The organism is Streptococcus sp. HMSC065C01 (genome assembly GCF_001813525.1).
GTDB lineage: Bacteria > Bacillota > Bacilli > Lactobacillales > Streptococcaceae > Streptococcus > Streptococcus parasanguinis_V.
Genome location: NZ_KV812837.1, coordinates 127,810 through 146,034 on the forward strand (window position 1 = coordinate 127,810; position 18,225 = coordinate 146,034).

General features: G+C 42.6%; 18 protein-coding genes and 1 riboswitch. Of the genes, 16 read left to right on the top strand and 2 right to left on the bottom strand.

Translation table 11 applies throughout. The annotated features are described in order from the left end of the window. The first annotated feature begins 299 nt into the window (after positions 1–299). From HMPREF2918_RS03225 to ilvD, 6 genes are all read left to right on the top strand, one after another. Positions 300–1,025 (top strand): alpha/beta fold hydrolase, encoded by a 726-nt coding sequence (locus HMPREF2918_RS03225; RefSeq protein WP_070594574.1) that lies wholly within the window; start codon positions 300–302, stop codon positions 1,023–1,025. A gap of 182 nt (positions 1,026–1,207) precedes the next feature. After that, positions 1,208–2,191 (top strand): GMP reductase, encoded by a 984-nt coding sequence (gene guaC / locus HMPREF2918_RS03230; protein ID WP_061591079.1) that lies wholly within the window; start codon positions 1,208–1,210, stop codon positions 2,189–2,191. Continuing rightward, positions 2,181–2,276, top strand: a riboswitch (purine riboswitch). (Overlaps the previous gene by 11 nt.) A 90-nt stretch (positions 2,277–2,366) precedes the next feature. After that, positions 2,367–2,948 (top strand): xanthine phosphoribosyltransferase, encoded by a 582-nt coding sequence (locus HMPREF2918_RS03235; protein WP_003001484.1) that lies wholly within the window; start codon positions 2,367–2,369, stop codon positions 2,946–2,948. After that, positions 2,948–4,210 carry a nucleobase:cation symporter-2 family protein gene (locus HMPREF2918_RS03240; RefSeq protein ID WP_070594575.1) on the top strand — a complete coding sequence of 421 codons (1,263 nt, stop codon included), beginning with the start codon at positions 2,948–2,950 and terminating at the stop codon, positions 4,208–4,210. Before HMPREF2918_RS03235 ends, HMPREF2918_RS03240 begins: the two co-directional genes overlap by 1 nt. A gap of 110 nt (positions 4,211–4,320) precedes the next feature. Next, positions 4,321–5,664, top strand: a complete 1,344-nt coding sequence (locus HMPREF2918_RS03245) for an MATE family efflux transporter (RefSeq protein ID WP_049490862.1) — start codon at positions 4,321–4,323, stop codon at positions 5,662–5,664. Between the two features lie 126 nt (positions 5,665–5,790). Next, a complete protein-coding gene (gene ilvD / locus HMPREF2918_RS03250) occupies positions 5,791–7,509 on the top strand; it encodes a dihydroxy-acid dehydratase (RefSeq protein ID WP_049490861.1) in 1,719 nt (572 codons plus the stop codon). A 59-nt stretch (positions 7,510–7,568) separates the two neighbouring features. On the opposite strand, the gene HMPREF2918_RS03255 is transcribed toward ilvD, so the two are convergent. After that, positions 7,569–7,751, bottom strand: a complete 183-nt coding sequence (locus HMPREF2918_RS03255; protein WP_001117401.1) for a 4-oxalocrotonate tautomerase — start codon at positions 7,749–7,751, stop codon at positions 7,569–7,571. Between the two features lie 114 nt (positions 7,752–7,865). Between HMPREF2918_RS03255 and HMPREF2918_RS03260 the strand changes: the two genes are divergently transcribed. The 9 genes from HMPREF2918_RS03260 to HMPREF2918_RS03300 all read left to right on the top strand — a co-directional run bounded on the left by HMPREF2918_RS03260 (position 7,866) and on the right by HMPREF2918_RS03300 (position 15,603). Further along, the gene (locus HMPREF2918_RS03260) at positions 7,866–8,450 is read left to right on the top strand and encodes a thymidine kinase (protein ID WP_003001444.1); all 585 of its coding nucleotides are present in this window, start codon (positions 7,866–7,868) and stop codon (positions 8,448–8,450) included. Positions 8,451–8,471: 21 nt separating this feature from the next. After that, entirely contained in the window at positions 8,472–8,951 is a 480-nt protein-coding gene (locus HMPREF2918_RS03265; RefSeq protein ID WP_049490860.1) for a GNAT family N-acetyltransferase, read from the top strand. A 9-nt stretch (positions 8,952–8,960) separates the two neighbouring features. Then, positions 8,961–10,040 (top strand): peptide chain release factor 1, encoded by a 1,080-nt coding sequence (prfA, locus tag HMPREF2918_RS03270; protein ID WP_070594576.1) that lies wholly within the window; start codon positions 8,961–8,963, stop codon positions 10,038–10,040. Continuing rightward, positions 10,040–10,876, top strand: coding sequence for a peptide chain release factor N(5)-glutamine methyltransferase (prmC, locus tag HMPREF2918_RS03275; RefSeq protein WP_070594577.1), 837 nt, complete (start codon positions 10,040–10,042; stop codon positions 10,874–10,876). The genes prfA and prmC overlap by 1 nt, the downstream gene beginning before the upstream one ends. Then, positions 10,863–11,474, top strand: coding sequence for an L-threonylcarbamoyladenylate synthase (locus tag HMPREF2918_RS03280; protein WP_070594578.1), 612 nt, complete (start codon positions 10,863–10,865; stop codon positions 11,472–11,474). The genes prmC and HMPREF2918_RS03280 overlap by 14 nt, the downstream gene beginning before the upstream one ends. A 38-nt stretch (positions 11,475–11,512) precedes the next feature. Then, positions 11,513–12,769, top strand: a complete 1,257-nt coding sequence (glyA, locus tag HMPREF2918_RS03285; protein ID WP_049490857.1) for a serine hydroxymethyltransferase — start codon at positions 11,513–11,515, stop codon at positions 12,767–12,769. Positions 12,770–12,777: 8 nt separating this feature from the next. Then, positions 12,778–13,752: a nucleoid-associated protein gene (locus HMPREF2918_RS03290; RefSeq protein WP_070594579.1), complete on the top strand. Its 975-nt coding sequence runs from the start codon at positions 12,778–12,780 to the stop codon at positions 13,750–13,752. Then, positions 13,752–14,354 (top strand): lysozyme family protein, encoded by a 603-nt coding sequence (locus HMPREF2918_RS03295; RefSeq protein ID WP_003007284.1) that lies wholly within the window; start codon positions 13,752–13,754, stop codon positions 14,352–14,354. Before HMPREF2918_RS03290 ends, HMPREF2918_RS03295 begins: the two co-directional genes overlap by 1 nt. A gap of 238 nt (positions 14,355–14,592) precedes the next feature. Beyond that, complete coding sequence (locus tag HMPREF2918_RS03300; protein WP_070594580.1) at positions 14,593–15,603, top strand: DUF1002 domain-containing protein; 1,011 nt, start codon at positions 14,593–14,595, stop codon at positions 15,601–15,603. Between the two features lie 121 nt (positions 15,604–15,724). On the opposite strand, the gene guaA is transcribed toward HMPREF2918_RS03300, so the two are convergent. Continuing rightward, entirely contained in the window at positions 15,725–17,290 is a 1,566-nt protein-coding gene (gene guaA, locus HMPREF2918_RS03305; RefSeq protein ID WP_023918114.1) for a glutamine-hydrolyzing GMP synthase, read from the bottom strand. A 128-nt stretch (positions 17,291–17,418) separates the two neighbouring features. On the opposite strand from guaA, the gene HMPREF2918_RS03310 reads away from it, so the two are divergent. Further along, on the top strand, positions 17,419–18,117 hold the full coding sequence (locus tag HMPREF2918_RS03310) for a GntR family transcriptional regulator (protein ID WP_003007291.1): 699 nt from the start codon (positions 17,419–17,421) through the stop codon (positions 18,115–18,117). The last annotated feature ends 108 nt before the right edge of the window (positions 18,118–18,225 follow it).

Genomic DNA, 18,225 nt, shown 5'->3' on the forward strand with positions numbered 1-18,225 from the left:
TTATTTTCTATTTTAGCTATATCGGATTCTTATGCTGGTTGGTCGTAAAAATTGTCGAAAAATTGTTCAATTTCTTGTTGAACCGTTAATAAAGAAACAATCCATTTCACCCCGAGTGAGTGGATTTTTTTCTTATTCATTCAGATAGAGACCCTGTGGTCTCTTTTTGCTTATCCAATTTCCCTAGCTAGTGACTAACTTGAACTTCAAACTGTATTTCGGTATGATAGTAGGTAAAGGATGACTAAATATGTATAGCTTTCATAAGCTTTTAATCTTATAGAAAAGGGACAAAACACATGCAGTTTTATTTTATCGGCGGCTTAGGTGGCAATGGCAGCCATCTGGCTCCACTTATTGAAAAACTAGGCTTTCCTGTGACCTTTCTAGATCCTTATAGGGAAATGATTCAGACAGAAAACGATCTTCGTTCTTGGTTTCAAGGTCAGATCGGCCAGGCGGAAGAAATCTGTTTATTGGGGCATTCCTTGGGTGGAGATTTGGCTCGTTATCTGTCAAGTGAATTTCCTCAGATTCGAGCTCTGATTCTCTTGGATGGTGGCTATCTGGATATGGAAAAGATCCTGCCTCTTGAAGAAGAACTAGAAGGAACGGCGTCTTTCATGCAGCAGCAAGTCTTTGCGACTTTAGAAGAAGCCGTGTTATCCGAACTTGGTGAGGAAGCAGATCCTACGTCTATAGCGCGAAAAGCAGTAGAGGCTAGCTATCGTTGGAATCCATTGAGTGAACAATATGAATTAAATCTGGATCTAGAAAAGGTCTTGGCCTTATTGCGTCTACGGCGTCAGATGAGGACTTACCAGATTCCACTGGCGGACCTGCCTGTCCTCTTTATCGGGCCTCGATACCAAGAAGAACCTGAATGGAGAAAAGATGCTCTGAAGCAACTAGATCCCCAGATCAAGCAAGTCTTGCTAGAAGGTTTGGGGCACGAACTGTATACAGAGGCGCCTGAAATTGTAGCTAGAGAAGTGAACAATTGGCTCCAAAATGTTCATAAATAAAACCTGTTTCTCTTTTTGAAGCGGGTTTTTGTCTTGTAATTTCCGAACGTTATTTCCTATAAAATCATTCCCATTGCATTAGGTCCGTATCTTTGGTATAATCTATCAAGGAAACGTCAAGAGACGTAGCGATGCGCTTGCGCATAGGTAGGTCAGTTTTTAGAAAAGAGATTTTTCAATCTATGTTAAATGAATTTCCTATTTTCGACTATGAAGATATTCAGTTGATTCCCAACAAATGTATCATCAATAGCCGCTCAGAAGCAGACACAACCGTCCAATTTGGTAAGCATACCTTCAAGCTTCCAGTTGTTCCTGCCAATATGCAGACAATCTTGGATGAGAATGTGGCAGAGCAGTTGGCGCGTGGTGGATACTTCTACATCATGCACCGTTTTGATGAAGAGGGTCGGATTCCTTTTGTCAAACGCATGCATGATCAAGGTTTGATCGCTTCCATTTCGGTTGGTGTTAAGGAATACGAATACGACTTTGTGAGTCAATTAAAGGCAGATGCGCCTGAGTACATCACTATTGATATCGCACACGGTCATGCGGATAGTGTCATTCGGATGATTCAACACATCAAGAAAGAATTGCCAGATACCTTTGTCATTGCTGGAAATGTTGGAACACCTGAAGCTGTTCGTGAATTGGAAAATGCGGGAGCTGATGCGACTAAGGTCGGGATCGGCCCTGGTAAGGTTTGTATCACCAAAGTTAAGACTGGATTTGGTACAGGTGGTTGGCAATTGGCTGCTCTTCGCTGGTGCTCAAAAGCAGCGCGTAAGCCTATCATTGCGGACGGTGGTATTCGGACTCATGGTGATATTGCCAAATCGATTCGTTTCGGGGCGTCTATGGTCATGATCGGTTCTCTCTTTGCAGGACATATCGAAAGTCCTGGTAAAACAGTAGAGATTGATGGAGAGTCGTTCAAAGAGTACTATGGATCTGCTTCAGAGTACCAAAAAGGCGCTTATAAAAACGTCGAAGGTAAGAAGATTTTATTGCCTGCCAAGGGTCATTTGCAAGATACCTTGACAGAAATGGAACAAGATTTGCAAAGTTCAATCTCTTATGCAGGAGGCCGAAAATTAGCAGATTTGAAACACGTTGACTATGTGATCGTTAAGAATTCTATCTGGAATGGCGATGCACACTAATTGAATTACTTATTTATTTCACGAATGGGCGTGATGTTTCTACAAGGTGCCGGAACACCTAACAATAAGTAAGTCGGGATTATTTCTCTTTCTAGAGAGATTTCAAGGCTTGCTTAGCAGTCCTTTTTGTGTTTTACGAATGTAGTAGAGGATTTTTTAAAAAGTAGGAGGAAGTATGAAATTACTTGAAGAACGCATCTTAAAAGATGGTAACGTTTTAGGTGAGAATATCCTCAAGGTGGACTCCTTTTTGACCCACCAAGTGGATTTTAAATTGATGAAAGAAATTGGTCAGACTTTTGCGGACCGTTTTAAAGATGCTGGCGTGACGAAAGTCGTAACCATTGAAGCATCTGGGATTGCACCAGCCCTTTATGTAGCTGAAGCTTTGGATGTTCCCATGATCTTTGCGAAGAAGGCTAAAAACATCACGATGAATGAGGGCATCTTGACGGCTGAGGTTTATTCCTTTACCAAGCAAGTGACCAGCACCGTGTCGATTGCTGGTAAATTCTTGGATCCATCAGATAAGGTTTTGATCATTGACGATTTCCTTGCGAATGGCCAAGCAGCCAAAGGTTTGATTCAAATCATCGAACAAGCTGGTGCTCAAGTCGAAGCGATTGGGATCGTGATTGAAAAATCCTTCCAAGATGGACGGGGATTGTTAGAAGAGTTGGGATATCCAGTTGTATCCCTCGCACGTTTGGACCGTTTTGAAAATGGTCAGGTTGTATTTAAGGAGGCAGACATCTAATGCAAAAACAAGAAAGCCATTCACAGGCGGCCATTCTAGGCTTGCAACACCTTTTGGCCATGTATTCGGGATCTATTTTGGTGCCGATCATGATCGCAGGAGCTTTGGGCTATAATGCTCATCAACTAACCTATCTCATCTCTACAGATATCTTCATGTGTGGGGTTGCGACTTTCCTTCAAGTGCAGCTCAATAAATACTTTGGGATCGGTCTTCCGGTAGTCCTTGGGGTTGCCTTCCAGTCTGTGGCACCTCTCAGCATGATCGGGGCTAGCCATGGTAGTGGTGCCATGTTTGGTGCCTTGATTGTCTCAGGGATTTATGTCATCCTTGTCTCTGGTTTCTTCTCTAAGATTGCCAATCTCTTCCCATCAATTGTAACGGGATCCGTTATTACCACCATTGGTTTGACTTTGATTCCAGTAGCGATTGGAAATATGGGAAATAATGCGCCAAAACCAACCGTTCAAAGCTTGATCTTGGCTGTGGTGACTATTCTCATCATTTTAGTTGTTAATATCTATACGACTGGTTTTATTAAATCCATTTCAATTTTGATTGGTTTGATCACAGGTACTGCCATTGCGGCTTCTATGGGCTTGGTAGACTTCACACCTGTAGCTCAAGCACCAGTGATTCACGTTCCAACACCTTTCTTCTTTGGAGCTCCTAAGTTTGAAATCACCTCCATCTTAATGATGTGTATCATCGCAACAGTTTCTATGGTTGAATCAACAGGTGTCTATCTTGCTCTCTCTGATATTACCAAAGATCCAATTAATAGCACGCGCCTTCGCAATGGTTATCGTGCTGAAGGGTTGGCCGTTCTCCTCGGTGGTATCTTCAACACCTTCCCTTACACCGGATTCTCACAAAACGTTGGCTTGGTGAAATTGTCTGGGATCAAGACTCGTCTTCCAATCTACTATGCGGCTGGTTTCCTTGTTCTTCTTGGTCTCCTTCCTAAGTTTGGAGCTTTGGCACAAATCATTCCAAGTCCAGTTCTTGGGGGTGCGATGCTAGTGATGTTTGGTTTTGTATCGATTCAAGGGATGCAGATTCTTGCGCGTGTTGATTTTGAACACAATGAGCACAATTTCCTCATTGCAGCGGTATCGATTGCCGCAGGGGTTGGTTTGAACAACAGCACCCTCTTCAATGGCCTTCCAACAGGATTCCAAATGTTCTTTGCGAACGGAATTGTTGTCGCCAGTGTCTTGGCGATCGTTCTCAATGCTATTTTAAATCGCAACAAACACTAATCTCACATGAACCGGAGATCCTTGGATCTTCGGTTTTTTTGACTTTTAAAGAAACATATAGTAGAGTGGAAGAGGAGAAAATCTAGTTTGATGAGAAGAGAGTTAGAATCATGTATGTAACCTATCACTTTAAAGAGCGCTTGCGCTTGTTTTTGAGTCTATTTTTGCCGATTTTAATCTACCAATTGGCCAATTATTCAGCCAGCTTTGTCGATACAGCCATGACTGGTCAGTACCGGACCCTTGATTTGGCTGGTGTTTCTACAGCTACCAGTCTGTGGAATCCATTTTTTACTTTCCTGACAGGGATTGTCTCCGCACTGACGCCGATTGTTGGGCATCATTTAGGCAAGGGAAATAAAGAACGGATTGCTGGCGATTTTTACCAATTCCTCTATATGTCATTTGGTATGGCCATCCTCTTAATAGGCTTTGTTTGGGGGATTGCGCCCATGATTCTCAAGCAGATCGGTTTAGAAAATGTTGTTGCTCAAATAGCCATTCGCTACTTATATTTCCTTTCTCTAGGAATCTTACCTTTGTTGCTCTTTAGTATCGTGCGGACCTTCCTCGATACCTTGGGCATGACGCGTCTATCCATGTACTTGATGCTCTTGCTCTTGCCTTTGAATGCTTGTTTTAACTATATCCTGATCTATGGAGCATTTGGTTTTCCTGAGATGGGAGGAGCAGGAGCAGGTCTTGGAACCTCTCTGGCCTACTGGGTCTTGTTGGCCATTGCGGTTTTGATCTTGTGCAAACACCCCAAGGTAGCACCTTTCCAATTGTGGAAGCCTCAACCTTATGATTTTAAAGGGATGAAAGAAGTACTGCGCCTTGGGCTTCCAATCGGTGGAATTGTTTTTGCAGAAGTCATCATCTTCTCGCTGGTTGGTTTGTTAATGGCAAAATTCCCATCACTGACCATTGCGAGCCACCAATCGGCCATGAATTTTTCTACCCTGATGTATGCTTTCCCAGTTAGTATCTCCAGTACTATGGCGATTATCGTTTCTTTCGAACTGGGAGCAGGAAGACCAGAAGTGGTCAAACAATATTGCCGTTTGGGACGACTGACAGCGTTTGGGTTTGCCATTGTCACTCTCGTTTTTCTCTATACATTTCGCTTCCAACTAGCAGGGCTATACGGCAAGGACCCAGTCTTTGTTCAACAAACAGCTATTTTCATGACCTATAGTCTCTTTTTCCAAGTGGCTGATACTTTTGCAGCACCCCTACAAGGGATTTTGCGAGGGTATAAAGATACAACCGTTCCATTCTTATTAGGAGTCTTTAGTTATTGGTGCATTTCTATCCCACTAGGGATTTTCCTTGACCATGTGACCAACTTGGGTCCATATGCTTATTGGATCGGCCTTATTTCTAGCCTTGTCGTGAGTGGAATTTGTTACCAGCTTCGGCTCTGGCAGATCGAAAAAAAGCAGGCAAACTAAAATGAAGTCTGGGAAACCAGGCTTTTTGCGTGCCGTAAATATTATAAATTTTCTGAAAGTTCTTGACAATTGATGTCAAAGTGGTAAGATTAGGAGGTAGAAATGAAGAGCTAGAAGGAGAACAAGATGAGAAGTGATATGATCAAAATGGGGATCGACCGAGCACCAGCGCGTGGTCTCCTCTATGCAACAGGGCAAGTAAAATCAGCAAAGGATATGCAAAAGCCCTTTATTGCTATTTGTAACTCCTATATTGATATCGTTCCAGGCCATGTTCACCTGCGTGAGTTAGCGGATATTGCCAAGGAAGCTATCCGCGAGGCTGGTGGGATCCCTTTTGAATTTAACACCATCGGTGTCGATGATGGGATTGCGATGGGCCATATCGGGATGCGTTATAGTTTGCCATCTCGCGAGTTGATCGCAGATGCTGCTGAAACAGTCATCAATGCCCACTGGTTTGATGGTGTTTTCTATATTCCCAACTGTGATAAGATTACACCAGGAATGATTTTAGCTGCCATGCGGACCAATGTGCCTGCCGTATTTTGTTCTGGTGGACCTATGAAGGGCGGCGTTGACATGACAGGGCATCAAGCGACGCTCTCAAGTTTGTTTGAAGCTGTAGGTACTTATCAAGCTGGTGATATGGGCATGGATGAGCTGGATTTCTTGGAAAAAAATGCCTGCCCAACTTGTGGCTCTTGCTCTGGTATGTTTACTGCCAATTCCATGAACTGTTTGATGGAAGTATTAGGCCTTGCTCTTCCCGGAAATGGTACCATCCTAGCTGTTTCAGATGAACGCCGGGAATTGGTTCGCCAAGCAGCCAAACAATTGGTAGAGAATATTAAAAAGGGTATCCGTCCACGGGATATTGTGACCAAAGAAGCCATCGACGATGCCTTTGCGCTCGATATGGCCATGGGTGGTTCTACCAATACTGTGCTTCATACACTCGCTATTGCGCGTGAAGCAGGGATTGACTATGATCTCAAAGATATTAACGAGATTGCTAAGAAGACACCTTATCTTTCTAAAATTGCACCTTCGAGTGTTTACACCATGCATGATGTGCATGAAGCTGGTGGTGTACCAGCCATTATCAATCAGTTGATCAAAAAAGGTGCCATTAAGGGTGATCGTATCACAGTTACTGGTAAAACCTTGAAAGAAAACGTAGCTGGTGCTGAAATCAAAAATGAAGAAATTATCCATCCAATCGAGCATCCGATTTCACCTGTAGGTGGTTTGTCGATCCTTTACGGAAACATCGCTCAAGATGGGGCTGTTATCAAGGTCGGTGGGGTCGATCCATCTGTGACTACTTTCCGTGGTAAAGCTATTTGTTGCGATTCACAAGATCAAGCCCTTGAGTTGATTGACAATGGAACAGTCAAGAAGGGCCATGTCGTTGTTATTCGTTACGAGGGTCCTCAGGGTGGTCCTGGTATGCCAGAGATGCTAGCGCCAACCTCTAAGATTGTCGGACGCGGTCTTGGTAAGGATGTGGCACTGATTACGGATGGTCGTTTCTCAGGAGCTACTCGTGGGATTGCTATTGGTCACGTTTCTCCAGAAGCGGCAGAAGGTGGGAATATCGCCCTAATCGAAGATGGGGACGAAATCGTGATTGACCTTCCAAATCGTACTATTGATTTGCTTGTCGATGATGCCACTCTTTCAGAACGTCGCAAACATTTGAAACCTTTCAAATCAAAAATCTCCAGCGGTTGGTTGCGTCGTTATACAGCCTTTGCCAAATCAGCCAATGTCGGCGGAACCTTGATGAGTGACGAAGAATTCGAAGAACGGAAAGCAGAACGTCAAGTCCAAGAAAAATAAGAAAAAACCTTTCCTGCTATGTGATATCACAAGCAAGAAAGGCTTTTTTAGTGGAACCATTATTTGGTGCGCATTTCACCTTGAGGGAAGTAGGTTCCTTCAGGCATATCGTTAATGATGACGTGAACAGCTGACTGAGGAGCACCAGTATTGCGGACAACAGCTTCGGTTACTTCCTTGGCCAAGGCTTTCTTTTGTTCCAAGGTGCGTCCTTCAAATAGGTCAATTCGTACAAATGGCATATGGCCACCTCCTAAATTTTTTATAGGACTATTTTATCACATTTTGGGATACAAAGCTTAGCAAAATTATGGTAAAATGATAATGAAACACATTTTAGAGAGAACAAAAGGAAAATGGCACAATTATATTATAAATATGGGACCATGAACTCGGGGAAAACCATTGAGATCTTGAAGGTGGCCCATAATTATGAAGAGCAAGGCAAGAGCGTCGTCATCATGACCTCGGCAATCGATACACGAGATGGAGTAGGAGTGGTTTCTAGTCGAATCGGTATGAAACGAGAAGCCGTTGCGATTGAAGACGATACGGATATTTTTGGCTTTATTAAAAACCAAGCAATCAAACCTTACTGTGTCTTAATCGATGAAGCTCAGTTTTTGAAACGACACCATGTCTATGATTTGGCAAGAGTCGTGGATGAACTGGATGTGCCGGTCATGGCTTTTGGCCTCAAAAATGATTTCCGAAATGAACTCTTTGAAGGTTCCAAACACCTCCTCTTGTTAGCCGACAAAATCGAGGAGATCAAAACCATCTGTCAATACTGTTCCCGCAAGGCAACCATGGTCTTGCGTACCCAAGCGGGGAAACCCGTCTATGACGGAGAGCAGATCCAGATCGGTGGACACGAGACCTATATCTCCGTTTGCCGCAAACATTATTTTAATCCAGACATACCAACCGAAAGCGTCTAGAACGTTTTAGAGAGGATAATAATGTCTATTTGTTTAAAAGATATTACAATAGAGAATTATTTTGACGTTTTAAATCTAGAAGTTCATCCAAACCAAAGGAATTTTATTGCATCCAATTCCATTAGCTTAGCTGAAGCCTATGTATATGATAAAAATGGTGATTTTATAGCTCCCTTAGCAGTTTATGATAAGGAAGTATTAGTTGGTTTTGTTATGATTGCCTATGACCAGAAAATTGGGATCAGCAAGGGGAACTACTTGTTATTTCGTTTTATGATCGATAAACGATTTCAAGGTTTAGGCTATTTTAAACCGACTATGGATGCAGTCATTGACTTTGTTCGAACAGGGCCATCTGGAAAAGCAACAAGTCTTTGGTTATCTTATGAACCGGAAAATAATCAAGCGAGGTCTTGCTATCTCCATTATGGATTTAAAGAAACTGGCGAAGTCATAGAAAACGAAATTGTAGCAATCTATGATCTAACAACCAAGAATTAAGGAGCAAACATGAATATCTATGATCAACTACAAGCTGTAGAAGACCGATACGAAGAGTTAGGAGAATTATTGAGTGACCCCGATGTGGTCTCTGATACCAAACGCTTTATGGAGCTTTCAAAAGAAGAAGCTTCCACGCGTGATACGGTGACAGCCTACCGTGAGTACAAGCAAGTCCTTCAAAACATTGTTGACGATGAAGAAATGATTAAGGAAGCAGGCGGCGATGCGGACTTGGAAGAAATGGCCAAGCAAGAGCTAAAAGATGCTAAGGCTGAAAAAGAAGAGTACGAAGAAAAATTGAAGATCTTACTTCTTCCTAAAGATCCAAACGATGACAAGAACATTATCTTGGAAATCCGTGGAGCAGCTGGAGGAGACGAAGCCCAATTGTTTGCTGGTGACCTCTTACAAATGTACCAAAAATACGCGGAAAGCCAAGGTTGGCGTTTTGAAGTCATGGAAGCTTCCTACAATGGTGTTGGTGGGATCAAAGAAGTCGTAGCCATGGTTTCTGGTCAATCAGTCTACTCGAAACTCAAGTATGAATCTGGTGCCCACCGGGTGCAACGGGTTCCAGTGACAGAAAGCCAAGGTCGTGTCCATACTTCAACTGCCACAGTTCTGGTCATGCCAGAAATCGAAGAAGTCGAGTATGACATTGATCCAAAAGACCTTCGGATTGACATCTACCACGCATCTGGTGCGGGTGGACAGAACGTCAACAAGGTCGCTACAGCCGTTCGTATCGTCCACTTGCCAACCAATATCAAGGTAGAGATGCAGGAAGAACGGACACAACAGAAGAACCGCGAAAAAGCCATGAAGATCATCCGTGCGCGTGTGGCTGACCACTTTGCTCAGATTGCCCAAGATGAGCAAGACGCTGAGAGAAAGTCTACTATCGGGACTGGTGACCGTTCAGAGCGGATCCGGACTTACAACTTCCCTCAAAACCGTGTGACCGATCACCGGATTGGCTTGACCCTTCAAAAACTGGATACCATCTTATCTGGTAAATTAGATGAAGTGGTCGATGCTTTGGTCTTGTATGACCAAACACAAAAACTAGAAGAGTTGAACAAATAATGTTGTTGGGACCATTATTAGCCCAGTATGAAGAAGAATTAATAGCCGTTGGAGAGGAAGCAGAAAGCCTCTCCTTCGCGTATCGTGCTTTAAAAAACTGGACTTTTACAGACTTTGTCCTTGCCTTGCAAAAAGAAGTTAAAGTAGAGGATCAGGCCTTGCTTCTATCCATCTTTGAGCAGCTGAAACATCACGTTCCTGCCCAATATATTATTGGTAGCGCAGATTTTTTTGGCCATATTTTTACAGTGGATGAGCGCGTGCTGATTCCACGCCCAGAAACAGAGGAGTTGGTGGCTCTAATTCTCGAAGAAAACGATGAGAAAGCCTTACGAGTTCTGGATATTGGTACAGGAAGTGGTGCTATCGCTATTAGCTTAGCCCTTGCTAGACCTACCTGGCGGGTTCAAGCTAGCGATGTAGCAGAAGAGGCTTTAGCCCTGGCTCAAAAAAATGCCAAGCAGCTAGAAGCAGTCCTTGCCTTCAAGTCGTCAGATGTACTGGACGAACTAGAAGGTCCTTATGACCTGATTGTATCCAACCCTCCCTATATCTCTCGGGATGATGTAGAAGAGGTTGGAGCCAATGTTTTAGCCTCTGAACCCCACTTAGCTCTCTTTGCAGACCGTGATGGATATGCTATCTACGAAAAGATTACCCAGCAAGCACCAAGTGTTTTAACACCAGACGGAAAGATCTATCTAGAAATTGGCTATAAGCAAGGAGCCAAAGTAAAAGAGCTCTTTCAAGAAGCGTTTCCTAACAAACGAGTTCGCGTTCTGAAAGACCAATTTGGACAAGATAGAATGGTAGTAGTAGACAATGGATCACATTGAGAAAGAATTAGAAGCAGGACGTGCAGTTATTCTGCCAACTGAGACAGTCTATGGTATTTTCGCCAAAGCTTTGAATCAAGAGGCAGTCGATTATATATACGAATTAAAACGTAGACCGAGAGACAAGGCTCTGAATTTAAATGTAGCCGATGAAAAAGCGATTCGACTTTATTCGAAAAATCAACCTAGTTATTTAACAAAACTGATTGATTCATTTTTACCAGGACCTCTGACTATTATTCTTCAGGCGAATGACAAGGTGCCAGACTGGATTCATTCAGGATTGGATACAGTTGGTTTCCGTATACCGGCTCACCCAAAAACGTTGGAATTAATTCGTAAATATGGCCCTTTGGTTGGTCCCTCGGCTAATCTTTCAGGTCATGCAAGTGGAACAAAGTATAAGGCTATTATAAGCGAATTTGATCAAGTGGTTCCTGGTATAGAGGATGATGACTTCTTGACTGGACAAGATTCAACTATTTTGGATATCTCTGGTTCCAAGGCCAGGATTTTGAGGCAAGGTTCGATTACCAAAGCTGATTTGCTTGCACAAATGCCCGAGATTTCCTTTGAGGAAGATGAACTTCCTCAGTGATAATGTACATAAATAATTTTTTATAAAGGAGTAGACCGATGATTTTTGATAAAGAAGATTACAAAGCCTATGATGCAGACCTATGGAATGCGATCGCTAAAGAGGAAGAGCGTCAACAAAACAATATTGAGTTGATTGCTTCTGAAAATGTCGTCTCTAAGGCAGTGATGGCTGCTCAAGGGTCTATTCTGACCAATAAATATGCCGAAGGCTATCCTGGTCGTCGTTACTATGGGGGGACAGATGTGGTCGATGTGGTCGAAAGTCTCGCGATCGAACGGGCCAAAGAAATCTTTGGCGCTAAATTTGCGAACGTTCAACCGCATTCAGGAAGTCAGGCAAACTGTGCTGCCTATATGGCCTTGATTGAGCCTGGTGATACTGTCATGGGGATGGATCTAGCTGCTGGTGGGCATTTGACGCACGGAGCTTCTGTGAGCTTCTCTGGCCAAACCTATAACTTTGTGTCCTATAGTGTAGATCCTGAAACAGAGCTCTTGGATTTTGACGCCATCTTAAAACAAGCCCAAGAAGTGAAGCCAAAACTCATCGTTGCTGGCGCCTCAGCCTACTCTCATATCATTGATTTCTCTAAATTCCGTGAGATTGCAGATGCAGTAGGAGCTAAGCTCATGGTTGATATGGCCCATATCGCTGGTCTCGTGGCAGCAGGTCTTCATCCAAGTCCAGTTCCTTATGCCCATATCACGACCACGACCACTCACAAGACCCTTCGTGGACCTCGTGGAGGCCTAATCTTGACCAATGATGAGGAATTGGCTAAGAAAATTAACTCTGCTATTTTCCCTGGTATTCAAGGAGGACCGTTGGAGCATGTCGTTGCAGCCAAAGCTGTCGCTTTCAAAGAAGCGTTGGATCCTGCCTTTAAAGAGTATGCAGCTAACGTGATTAAGAACAGTCAGGCCATGGCTGATGTCTTCTTGCAAGATCCTGATTTCCGCGTCATCTCAGGCGGAACAGAGAACCACCTTTTCCTTGTCGACGTCACTAAAGTCGTTGAAAATGGGAAAGTGGCGCAAAACTTGTTGGATGAAGTCAATATCACCCTCAACAAGAACTCTATTCCTTATGAAACCTTGTCTCCATTTAAGACCAGTGGGATTCGGATTGGTGCAGCAGCTATCACCGCTCGTGGTTTTGGTGAAAAAGAAAGTCGCACCGTTGCTGAACTCATGATCAAAGCGCTGAAGAATGCGGATAATCAAGAAGTATTAGATGAAGTGCGTAGCCAAGTCAAAGCCTTGACAGACGCCTTTCCACTTTACGAGGACTAAACCATTTTATGGATATTTACGTAAAAAAAGCCATCATTCATCAATTTAGCCCAGACGATACCGATCTCTATCTGGCAGATAAATTTCTCAATATCACACCTAAAATCGAGGAATACCTGCGTAAGAAGATTGAACGGGTCTACTCGGATGAAGCCAGGACCGGTATTTTCGAAGAGGACAATCCTTTTCTTGAGATGATCTCAGATGACCTATTAGAAACTTCGGTAGTAGTAGCGAATCGTTGGAAGGAAGAATTTGTCGTCTCTGAGAATCAAAAGACCAATGATTTGGTGTTCATTCAATTCTCAAAAGAAGGGGTGGACCATTTTGCCTTTCTTCGGATTGCCTTACGGGAAACCCTGACGCATCTTGGTGGTGAAGTGGATAATCCGATTAAGCTGACGCAAAATAATCTACCTGGTTTTGGCACTGGTGCTGATGAGGCCTTGGTCATCAATCTTCAAAGTCGCAAATACCACTTGATTGAAAAACGGATCAAGTACAACGGGACTTTCTTGAACTATTTTTCTGAGAATCTGTTGCAGGCGCAACCCAAGATCTCTCCTAAAAAATCGATCAAGGCACTAGAAAAAACAGCCCAGAAGATTGCGGAAAGCTTTAACACTGATGATTTTCAATTTCAATCAAAGGTTAAATCAGCTATTTTTAATCATATTGAGGAAGAAAATAAACTCTCTCCTGAGAAATTAGCGGATGACCTCTTCGATGATAATCTGACAGCTCGCCTCAGTTTTATTGACCAAGTTAAAGAAGCTGTACCAGAGCCTGTCACCTTTGAAGAGATTGATGCAAGTCGCCAGTTGAAGAAGTTCGAAAATCAGAAATTGTCATTGTCAAATGGAATTGAACTGATCGTTCCGAATAATGTCTATGAAGATACAGAATCTGTTGAATTTATTCTAAACGAGAACGGCACCTATTCTATTCTGATCAAAAATATTGAGGATATACAGAGTAAATAATGATTAAACGTATAGTGAAGATCTTCTTATTCATCTTACTAATATTTGGAATCTACAAGGGAATTCAGATCCACCATGATGTCAAACAAGTCATGCAGTACCGCTCCCTGGTTAGAGAAGTCCTTGCTGAGGAGGACACCACGGCCAATGAAAACCTCATTCTTGCTATGATCTATACTGAGACCAAAGGCAGAGAAGACGATGTCATGCAGGCGAGCGAGAGTGCAAGTGGTGAGACCAATACTATTAGTGATAATAAGGCCAGCATTCGCCAAGGAATTCAAACTCTTTCAGATGAGTTAAAAGAAGCCAAGAAAAAAGGCGTTGATAGCTGGACTGCGGTTCAAGCCTATAATTTTGGGAAAGACTACATCGATTACGTCGCAAAACACGGTGGGACAAATTCCCTAGAGTTGGCCCGAGCTTATTCACGGGATGTAGTAGCGCCAAGTCTTGGCAATGTAACCGGTGAAACTTATCTTTACCTCCACCCTATCTCTCTTTTAAACGGGATGGAACTCTACATTAATGGGGGGAACATTTATTATTCTCGTTTAGTAGAAACCAATATGACGATTATGAAGTTATTTTCATGGTTTTAATCATTTTCCAGAGAGCCGATTGGCTCTTTTTTAAGCTGATCAGTTCTGCCTCCGATTTTGAGGGATAATAAAAATGTCATGCATTCTTAAAAAAACTGTAAGCTAGTTTTAAGAAATCAACTGTATAATGAAAATCGAAGTGGGTAAACTCTTTATTTACTTCTTTTTTCATCTCTAGTGAGGTGAGAAAGGTAATATGAGATACCCAGAGGTAATTTGAATTAGAAAGAAGAAAAAGATGAAATTAAAGAAGATTGCATTGTTTGTAACGACGACTTTGGCTTTGTTTACAGCTGTCCCACGTGTTTCTGCAGATAGCAATGTGCAGAAAGTCATCGATGAAACCTATGTCAAACCAGACTATGTTTTGGGCTATTCGCTGGACCAAAGTCAAATCGAACAAACCTTGAGTCTCTTGAACTACGATAGTTCAAAAGATAAAGAAGAGTGGAAGACCATGACACCAGAGGTTTATTCTTCAATTATAAACGTTGCGAACGATGATAGTTTGGAACTTTATTCCTCTGTTAAAATTCAAAAATTAGGCAAAAATAAGCCACTAGAAGTGAATATCGTGACACCTCAAAATATCACCAAGGTCACTGCAGATATGTATCGTAATGCAGCCGTTACACTTGGATTGGAGCATGCTCAAATTACAGTAGCTTCACCTATACAAGTGACTGGAGAAAGTGCTTTAGCTGGGATCTATTACTCGCTTGAGAAAAATGGTGCCAAAGTTTCTCAAGAAAGCAAAGATCTGGCCCAAGAAGAGTTAAAGACTCTATCCGGGATCAATGAAGAAAACGCTGGTAAGAAAAACTTTGATGCGGATAAGTTAAACGTAGCATTGACCGACATTAAAACAGCAGTAGCCAATGCTAAACAGAACAATCAGGATTTAAGCAAGGATGATATTCGAAAGATCGTCGAAGAAACCCTGAAAAATTATAAGCTGGATACAACTGTGACAGGCAACCAGATCAATTTGATCGTGAATTTCGCAGTCAACCTCTCAAAGAGTAGTGTCATCAGTAGCAAAAGCTTTACTAAAACCTTGTCGGATCTGAAAGATAGTATCGTAGATAAAGCAGGCGACACCTTTAACAATATCAATCTCAATTTTGATACCAATGCTATTCTAAAAGACAGTGGGAACTTCTTCACAAATGCGTGGAATGCCATTGCCGGCTTCTTCGGAGCCATCTGGAATGCCATTGTCAAATTCTTTAGTGGTTTAGTTGGCTAAAAATAGCACGAAAGCACTCCTGACAATAAGTCAGAGTGCTTTTTGTGTGTGGTTTCCTATTCTTATACTTAATTAGAAATTTTATGTTAAGGTCATAAAAAAAGGTCCACTGGACCTTTTTTTACTCCCACTCTACAGTTGCAGGTGGTTTACTTGTGATATCATAGACGATGCGGTTGACGTGGTCAACTTCGTTTACGATACGGACTGAGATTTTTTGGAGGACTTCCCATGGAATCTTCGCAAAGTCTGCTGTCATTCCATCGATAGAAGTGATAGCACGAATGGCAATAGTGTAGTCATACGTACGGCCGTCACCCATAACACCTACTGAACGAACGCCTGTGTTGACAGTGAAGTATTGCCAGATATCGCGGTCAAGACCAGCTTTGGCGATTTCTTCACGGAGGATAGCGTCAGATTCACGAACGGTTTCGAGTTTTTCTTCAGTGATTTCTCCCATAACACGGATGGCAAGACCTGGTCCTGGGAATGGTTGGCGCCATACGATGTGGTCTGGCATGCCAAGCTCTGTACCAAGCGCACGAACTTCATCCTTGTAAAGAGTGTTCAGTGGCTCGATCAGTTCAAACTGCATGTCTTCTGGAAGTCCACCCACATTGTGGTGAGACTTGATAGTTTGAGCAGTATCCGTACCAGACTCGATCACGTCAGTGTAGAGAGTTCCTTGTGCCAAGAATTTCACATCTTTGAGTTTACTTGCTTCGTCATCAAAGACATAAACAAACTCGTTACCGATGATCTTCCGTTTTTTCTCAGGATCAGATACACCTGCTAACTTATCAAGGAAACGTTTTGCAGCGTCTGCTTTGACAATGTTCAAACCAAACTTACCACCAAGCATATCCATCACTTGGTCAGCTTCTCCTTTACGAAGAAGACCGTGGTCTACAAAGATACAGATCAATTGATCGCCGATGGCTTTTTGAAGGAGAACCCCAACAACGGAAGAGTCAACACCACCTGAAAGACCAAGAAGGACACGTTTGTCTCCGACGGTTTCACGGATTTTTTTGATCTGCATGTCAATGAAGTTGTCCATGGTCCAGTCACCTTTAGCCCCACAGATGTTCAAGGCAAAGTTACGCAAGATGTCATAACCGTGAACAGAGTGACGAACCTCAGGGTGGAATTGGATTCCGTAGATTTTCTTGTCTGGATTTTCAATCGATGCAAATGGACAGTCAGCAGAAGTACCAGTGCGGATAAAGTCAGCCGGAATTTCTGTAACAGCATCCCCGTGGCTCATCAAGACCAATTGTTTGTCTGGTGTGCCGGCAAAAAGAGCAGAAGATTCTGTCAAATTCAGTTCAGATTGACCATATTCGCGGTTACCAGCATCACCTGCAGGAACGACCTTCCCACCCAATTTATGGGTTAACAATTGCATCCCGTAACAGATTCCAAGGATTGGAATACCGAGTTCAAAAATTTCAGGATCGATATCAAAAGAACCTTCCTCGTATACAGAGTTTGGTCCACCTGAAAGAACGATCCCAACTGGATTGATTGCACGAACTTCATCAGCAGAAATCTTGTGGCTCTTCAACTCTGAGAAGACTCCAATTTCACGAATCCGACGTGAAATAAGCTGATTGTATTGGCTACCGTAGTCAAGCACGATGATTTTTTCAACATCATGCAAATCAGTTGATAGGTTTGTCATCTTATCCCCTTCTTAAAGAAATTTACTTTCCTCTATTCTAACACAAAAGCCTTGTCTTTACCAATCTCTGATTGAAGAATTAGGAATTTTACGCTACAATAGAGATAACACAGAGAAAGAGCAAGGTTATGATTCCAGCTTACATTCAAATTCATGATCAGATTAAGTCTGAGATTGATCAAAAAATATGGAAAATCGGGGAGCGTCTTCCCAGCGAACGCGATCTAGCTGAGAAATTTCAAGTGAGTCGGATGACTCTTAGGCAAGCTATTACCCTTCTGGTCGAAGAAGGAGTGCTTGAAAGACGAGTAGGAAGTGGCACATTTATCACTAGCACGCGCGTCCAAGAAAAAATGCGGGGGACAACCAGTTTTACAGAAATTATGAAATCGCAAGGCAAGGAACCTTCTAGCCAAGTGATTTCATACCGGAAAACCATTCCTAGCCTCCAAGAAGTGGACAAATTGGGCATTGATAAGACTGAGACCATCATTCGGATGGAGCGGGTCCGGTATGCCGATGGGATCCCTGTTGTTTATGAAGTGGCCTCTATTCCAGAGAAATTTATTAAGAATTTCAATCGTGAAGAGGTTACCAGCCATTTCTTCCAAACCTTGGAGCGTCATGGCTATAAGATTGGAAAGTCGCACCAGACCATCTATGCGCGATTGGCCAAGGATAAGATTGCGGAGTACTTACAGATTTCAAAAGGGCAGGCTATTTTAGGTCTGACACAGGTTTCCTATTTTGAAGATGGGACGGCTTTTGAGTATGTAAAAAGTCAGTATGTCGGCGAGCGGTTCGAATTTTATTTAGAAAATAACTAAGCTCGCAATTCACAGTAATAAAAAACTCTTCAAATGTTTGGGAGACTTTCTCTCTTTGGCATTTGAGGGCTTTTTTTAGGTTGAAGTCATTCTTTCTAAATAGTGATA

What these genes read in the sequence shown, in the direction of transcription:
- HMPREF2918_RS03225 (WP_070594574.1), top strand. Translation starts at nt 300, where the DNA reads ATGCAGTTTTATTTTATCGGCGGCTTAGGTGGCAATGGCAGCCATCTG.
- guaC (WP_061591079.1), top strand. Translation starts at nt 1,208, where the DNA reads ATGTTAAATGAATTTCCTATTTTCGACTATGAAGATATTCAGTTGATT.
- HMPREF2918_RS03235 (WP_003001484.1), top strand. Translation starts at nt 2,367, where the DNA reads ATGAAATTACTTGAAGAACGCATCTTAAAAGATGGTAACGTTTTAGGT.
- HMPREF2918_RS03240 (WP_070594575.1), top strand. Translation starts at nt 2,948, where the DNA reads ATGCAAAAACAAGAAAGCCATTCACAGGCGGCCATTCTAGGCTTGCAA.
- HMPREF2918_RS03245 (WP_049490862.1), top strand. Translation starts at nt 4,321, where the DNA reads ATGTATGTAACCTATCACTTTAAAGAGCGCTTGCGCTTGTTTTTGAGT.
- ilvD (WP_049490861.1), top strand. Translation starts at nt 5,791, where the DNA reads ATGAGAAGTGATATGATCAAAATGGGGATCGACCGAGCACCAGCGCGT.
- HMPREF2918_RS03255 (WP_001117401.1), bottom strand. Translation starts at nt 7,751, where the DNA reads ATGCCATTTGTACGAATTGACCTATTTGAAGGACGCACCTTGGAACAA.
- HMPREF2918_RS03260 (WP_003001444.1), top strand. Translation starts at nt 7,866, where the DNA reads ATGGCACAATTATATTATAAATATGGGACCATGAACTCGGGGAAAACC.
- HMPREF2918_RS03265 (WP_049490860.1), top strand. Translation starts at nt 8,472, where the DNA reads ATGTCTATTTGTTTAAAAGATATTACAATAGAGAATTATTTTGACGTT.
- prfA (WP_070594576.1), top strand. Translation starts at nt 8,961, where the DNA reads ATGAATATCTATGATCAACTACAAGCTGTAGAAGACCGATACGAAGAG.
- prmC (WP_070594577.1), top strand. Translation starts at nt 10,040, where the DNA reads ATGTTGTTGGGACCATTATTAGCCCAGTATGAAGAAGAATTAATAGCC.
- HMPREF2918_RS03280 (WP_070594578.1), top strand. Translation starts at nt 10,863, where the DNA reads ATGGATCACATTGAGAAAGAATTAGAAGCAGGACGTGCAGTTATTCTG.
- glyA (WP_049490857.1), top strand. Translation starts at nt 11,513, where the DNA reads ATGATTTTTGATAAAGAAGATTACAAAGCCTATGATGCAGACCTATGG.
- HMPREF2918_RS03290 (WP_070594579.1), top strand. Translation starts at nt 12,778, where the DNA reads ATGGATATTTACGTAAAAAAAGCCATCATTCATCAATTTAGCCCAGAC.
- HMPREF2918_RS03295 (WP_003007284.1), top strand. Translation starts at nt 13,752, where the DNA reads ATGATTAAACGTATAGTGAAGATCTTCTTATTCATCTTACTAATATTT.
- HMPREF2918_RS03300 (WP_070594580.1), top strand. Translation starts at nt 14,593, where the DNA reads ATGAAATTAAAGAAGATTGCATTGTTTGTAACGACGACTTTGGCTTTG.
- guaA (WP_023918114.1), bottom strand. Translation starts at nt 17,290, where the DNA reads ATGACAAACCTATCAACTGATTTGCATGATGTTGAAAAAATCATCGTG.
- HMPREF2918_RS03310 (WP_003007291.1), top strand. Translation starts at nt 17,419, where the DNA reads ATGATTCCAGCTTACATTCAAATTCATGATCAGATTAAGTCTGAGATT.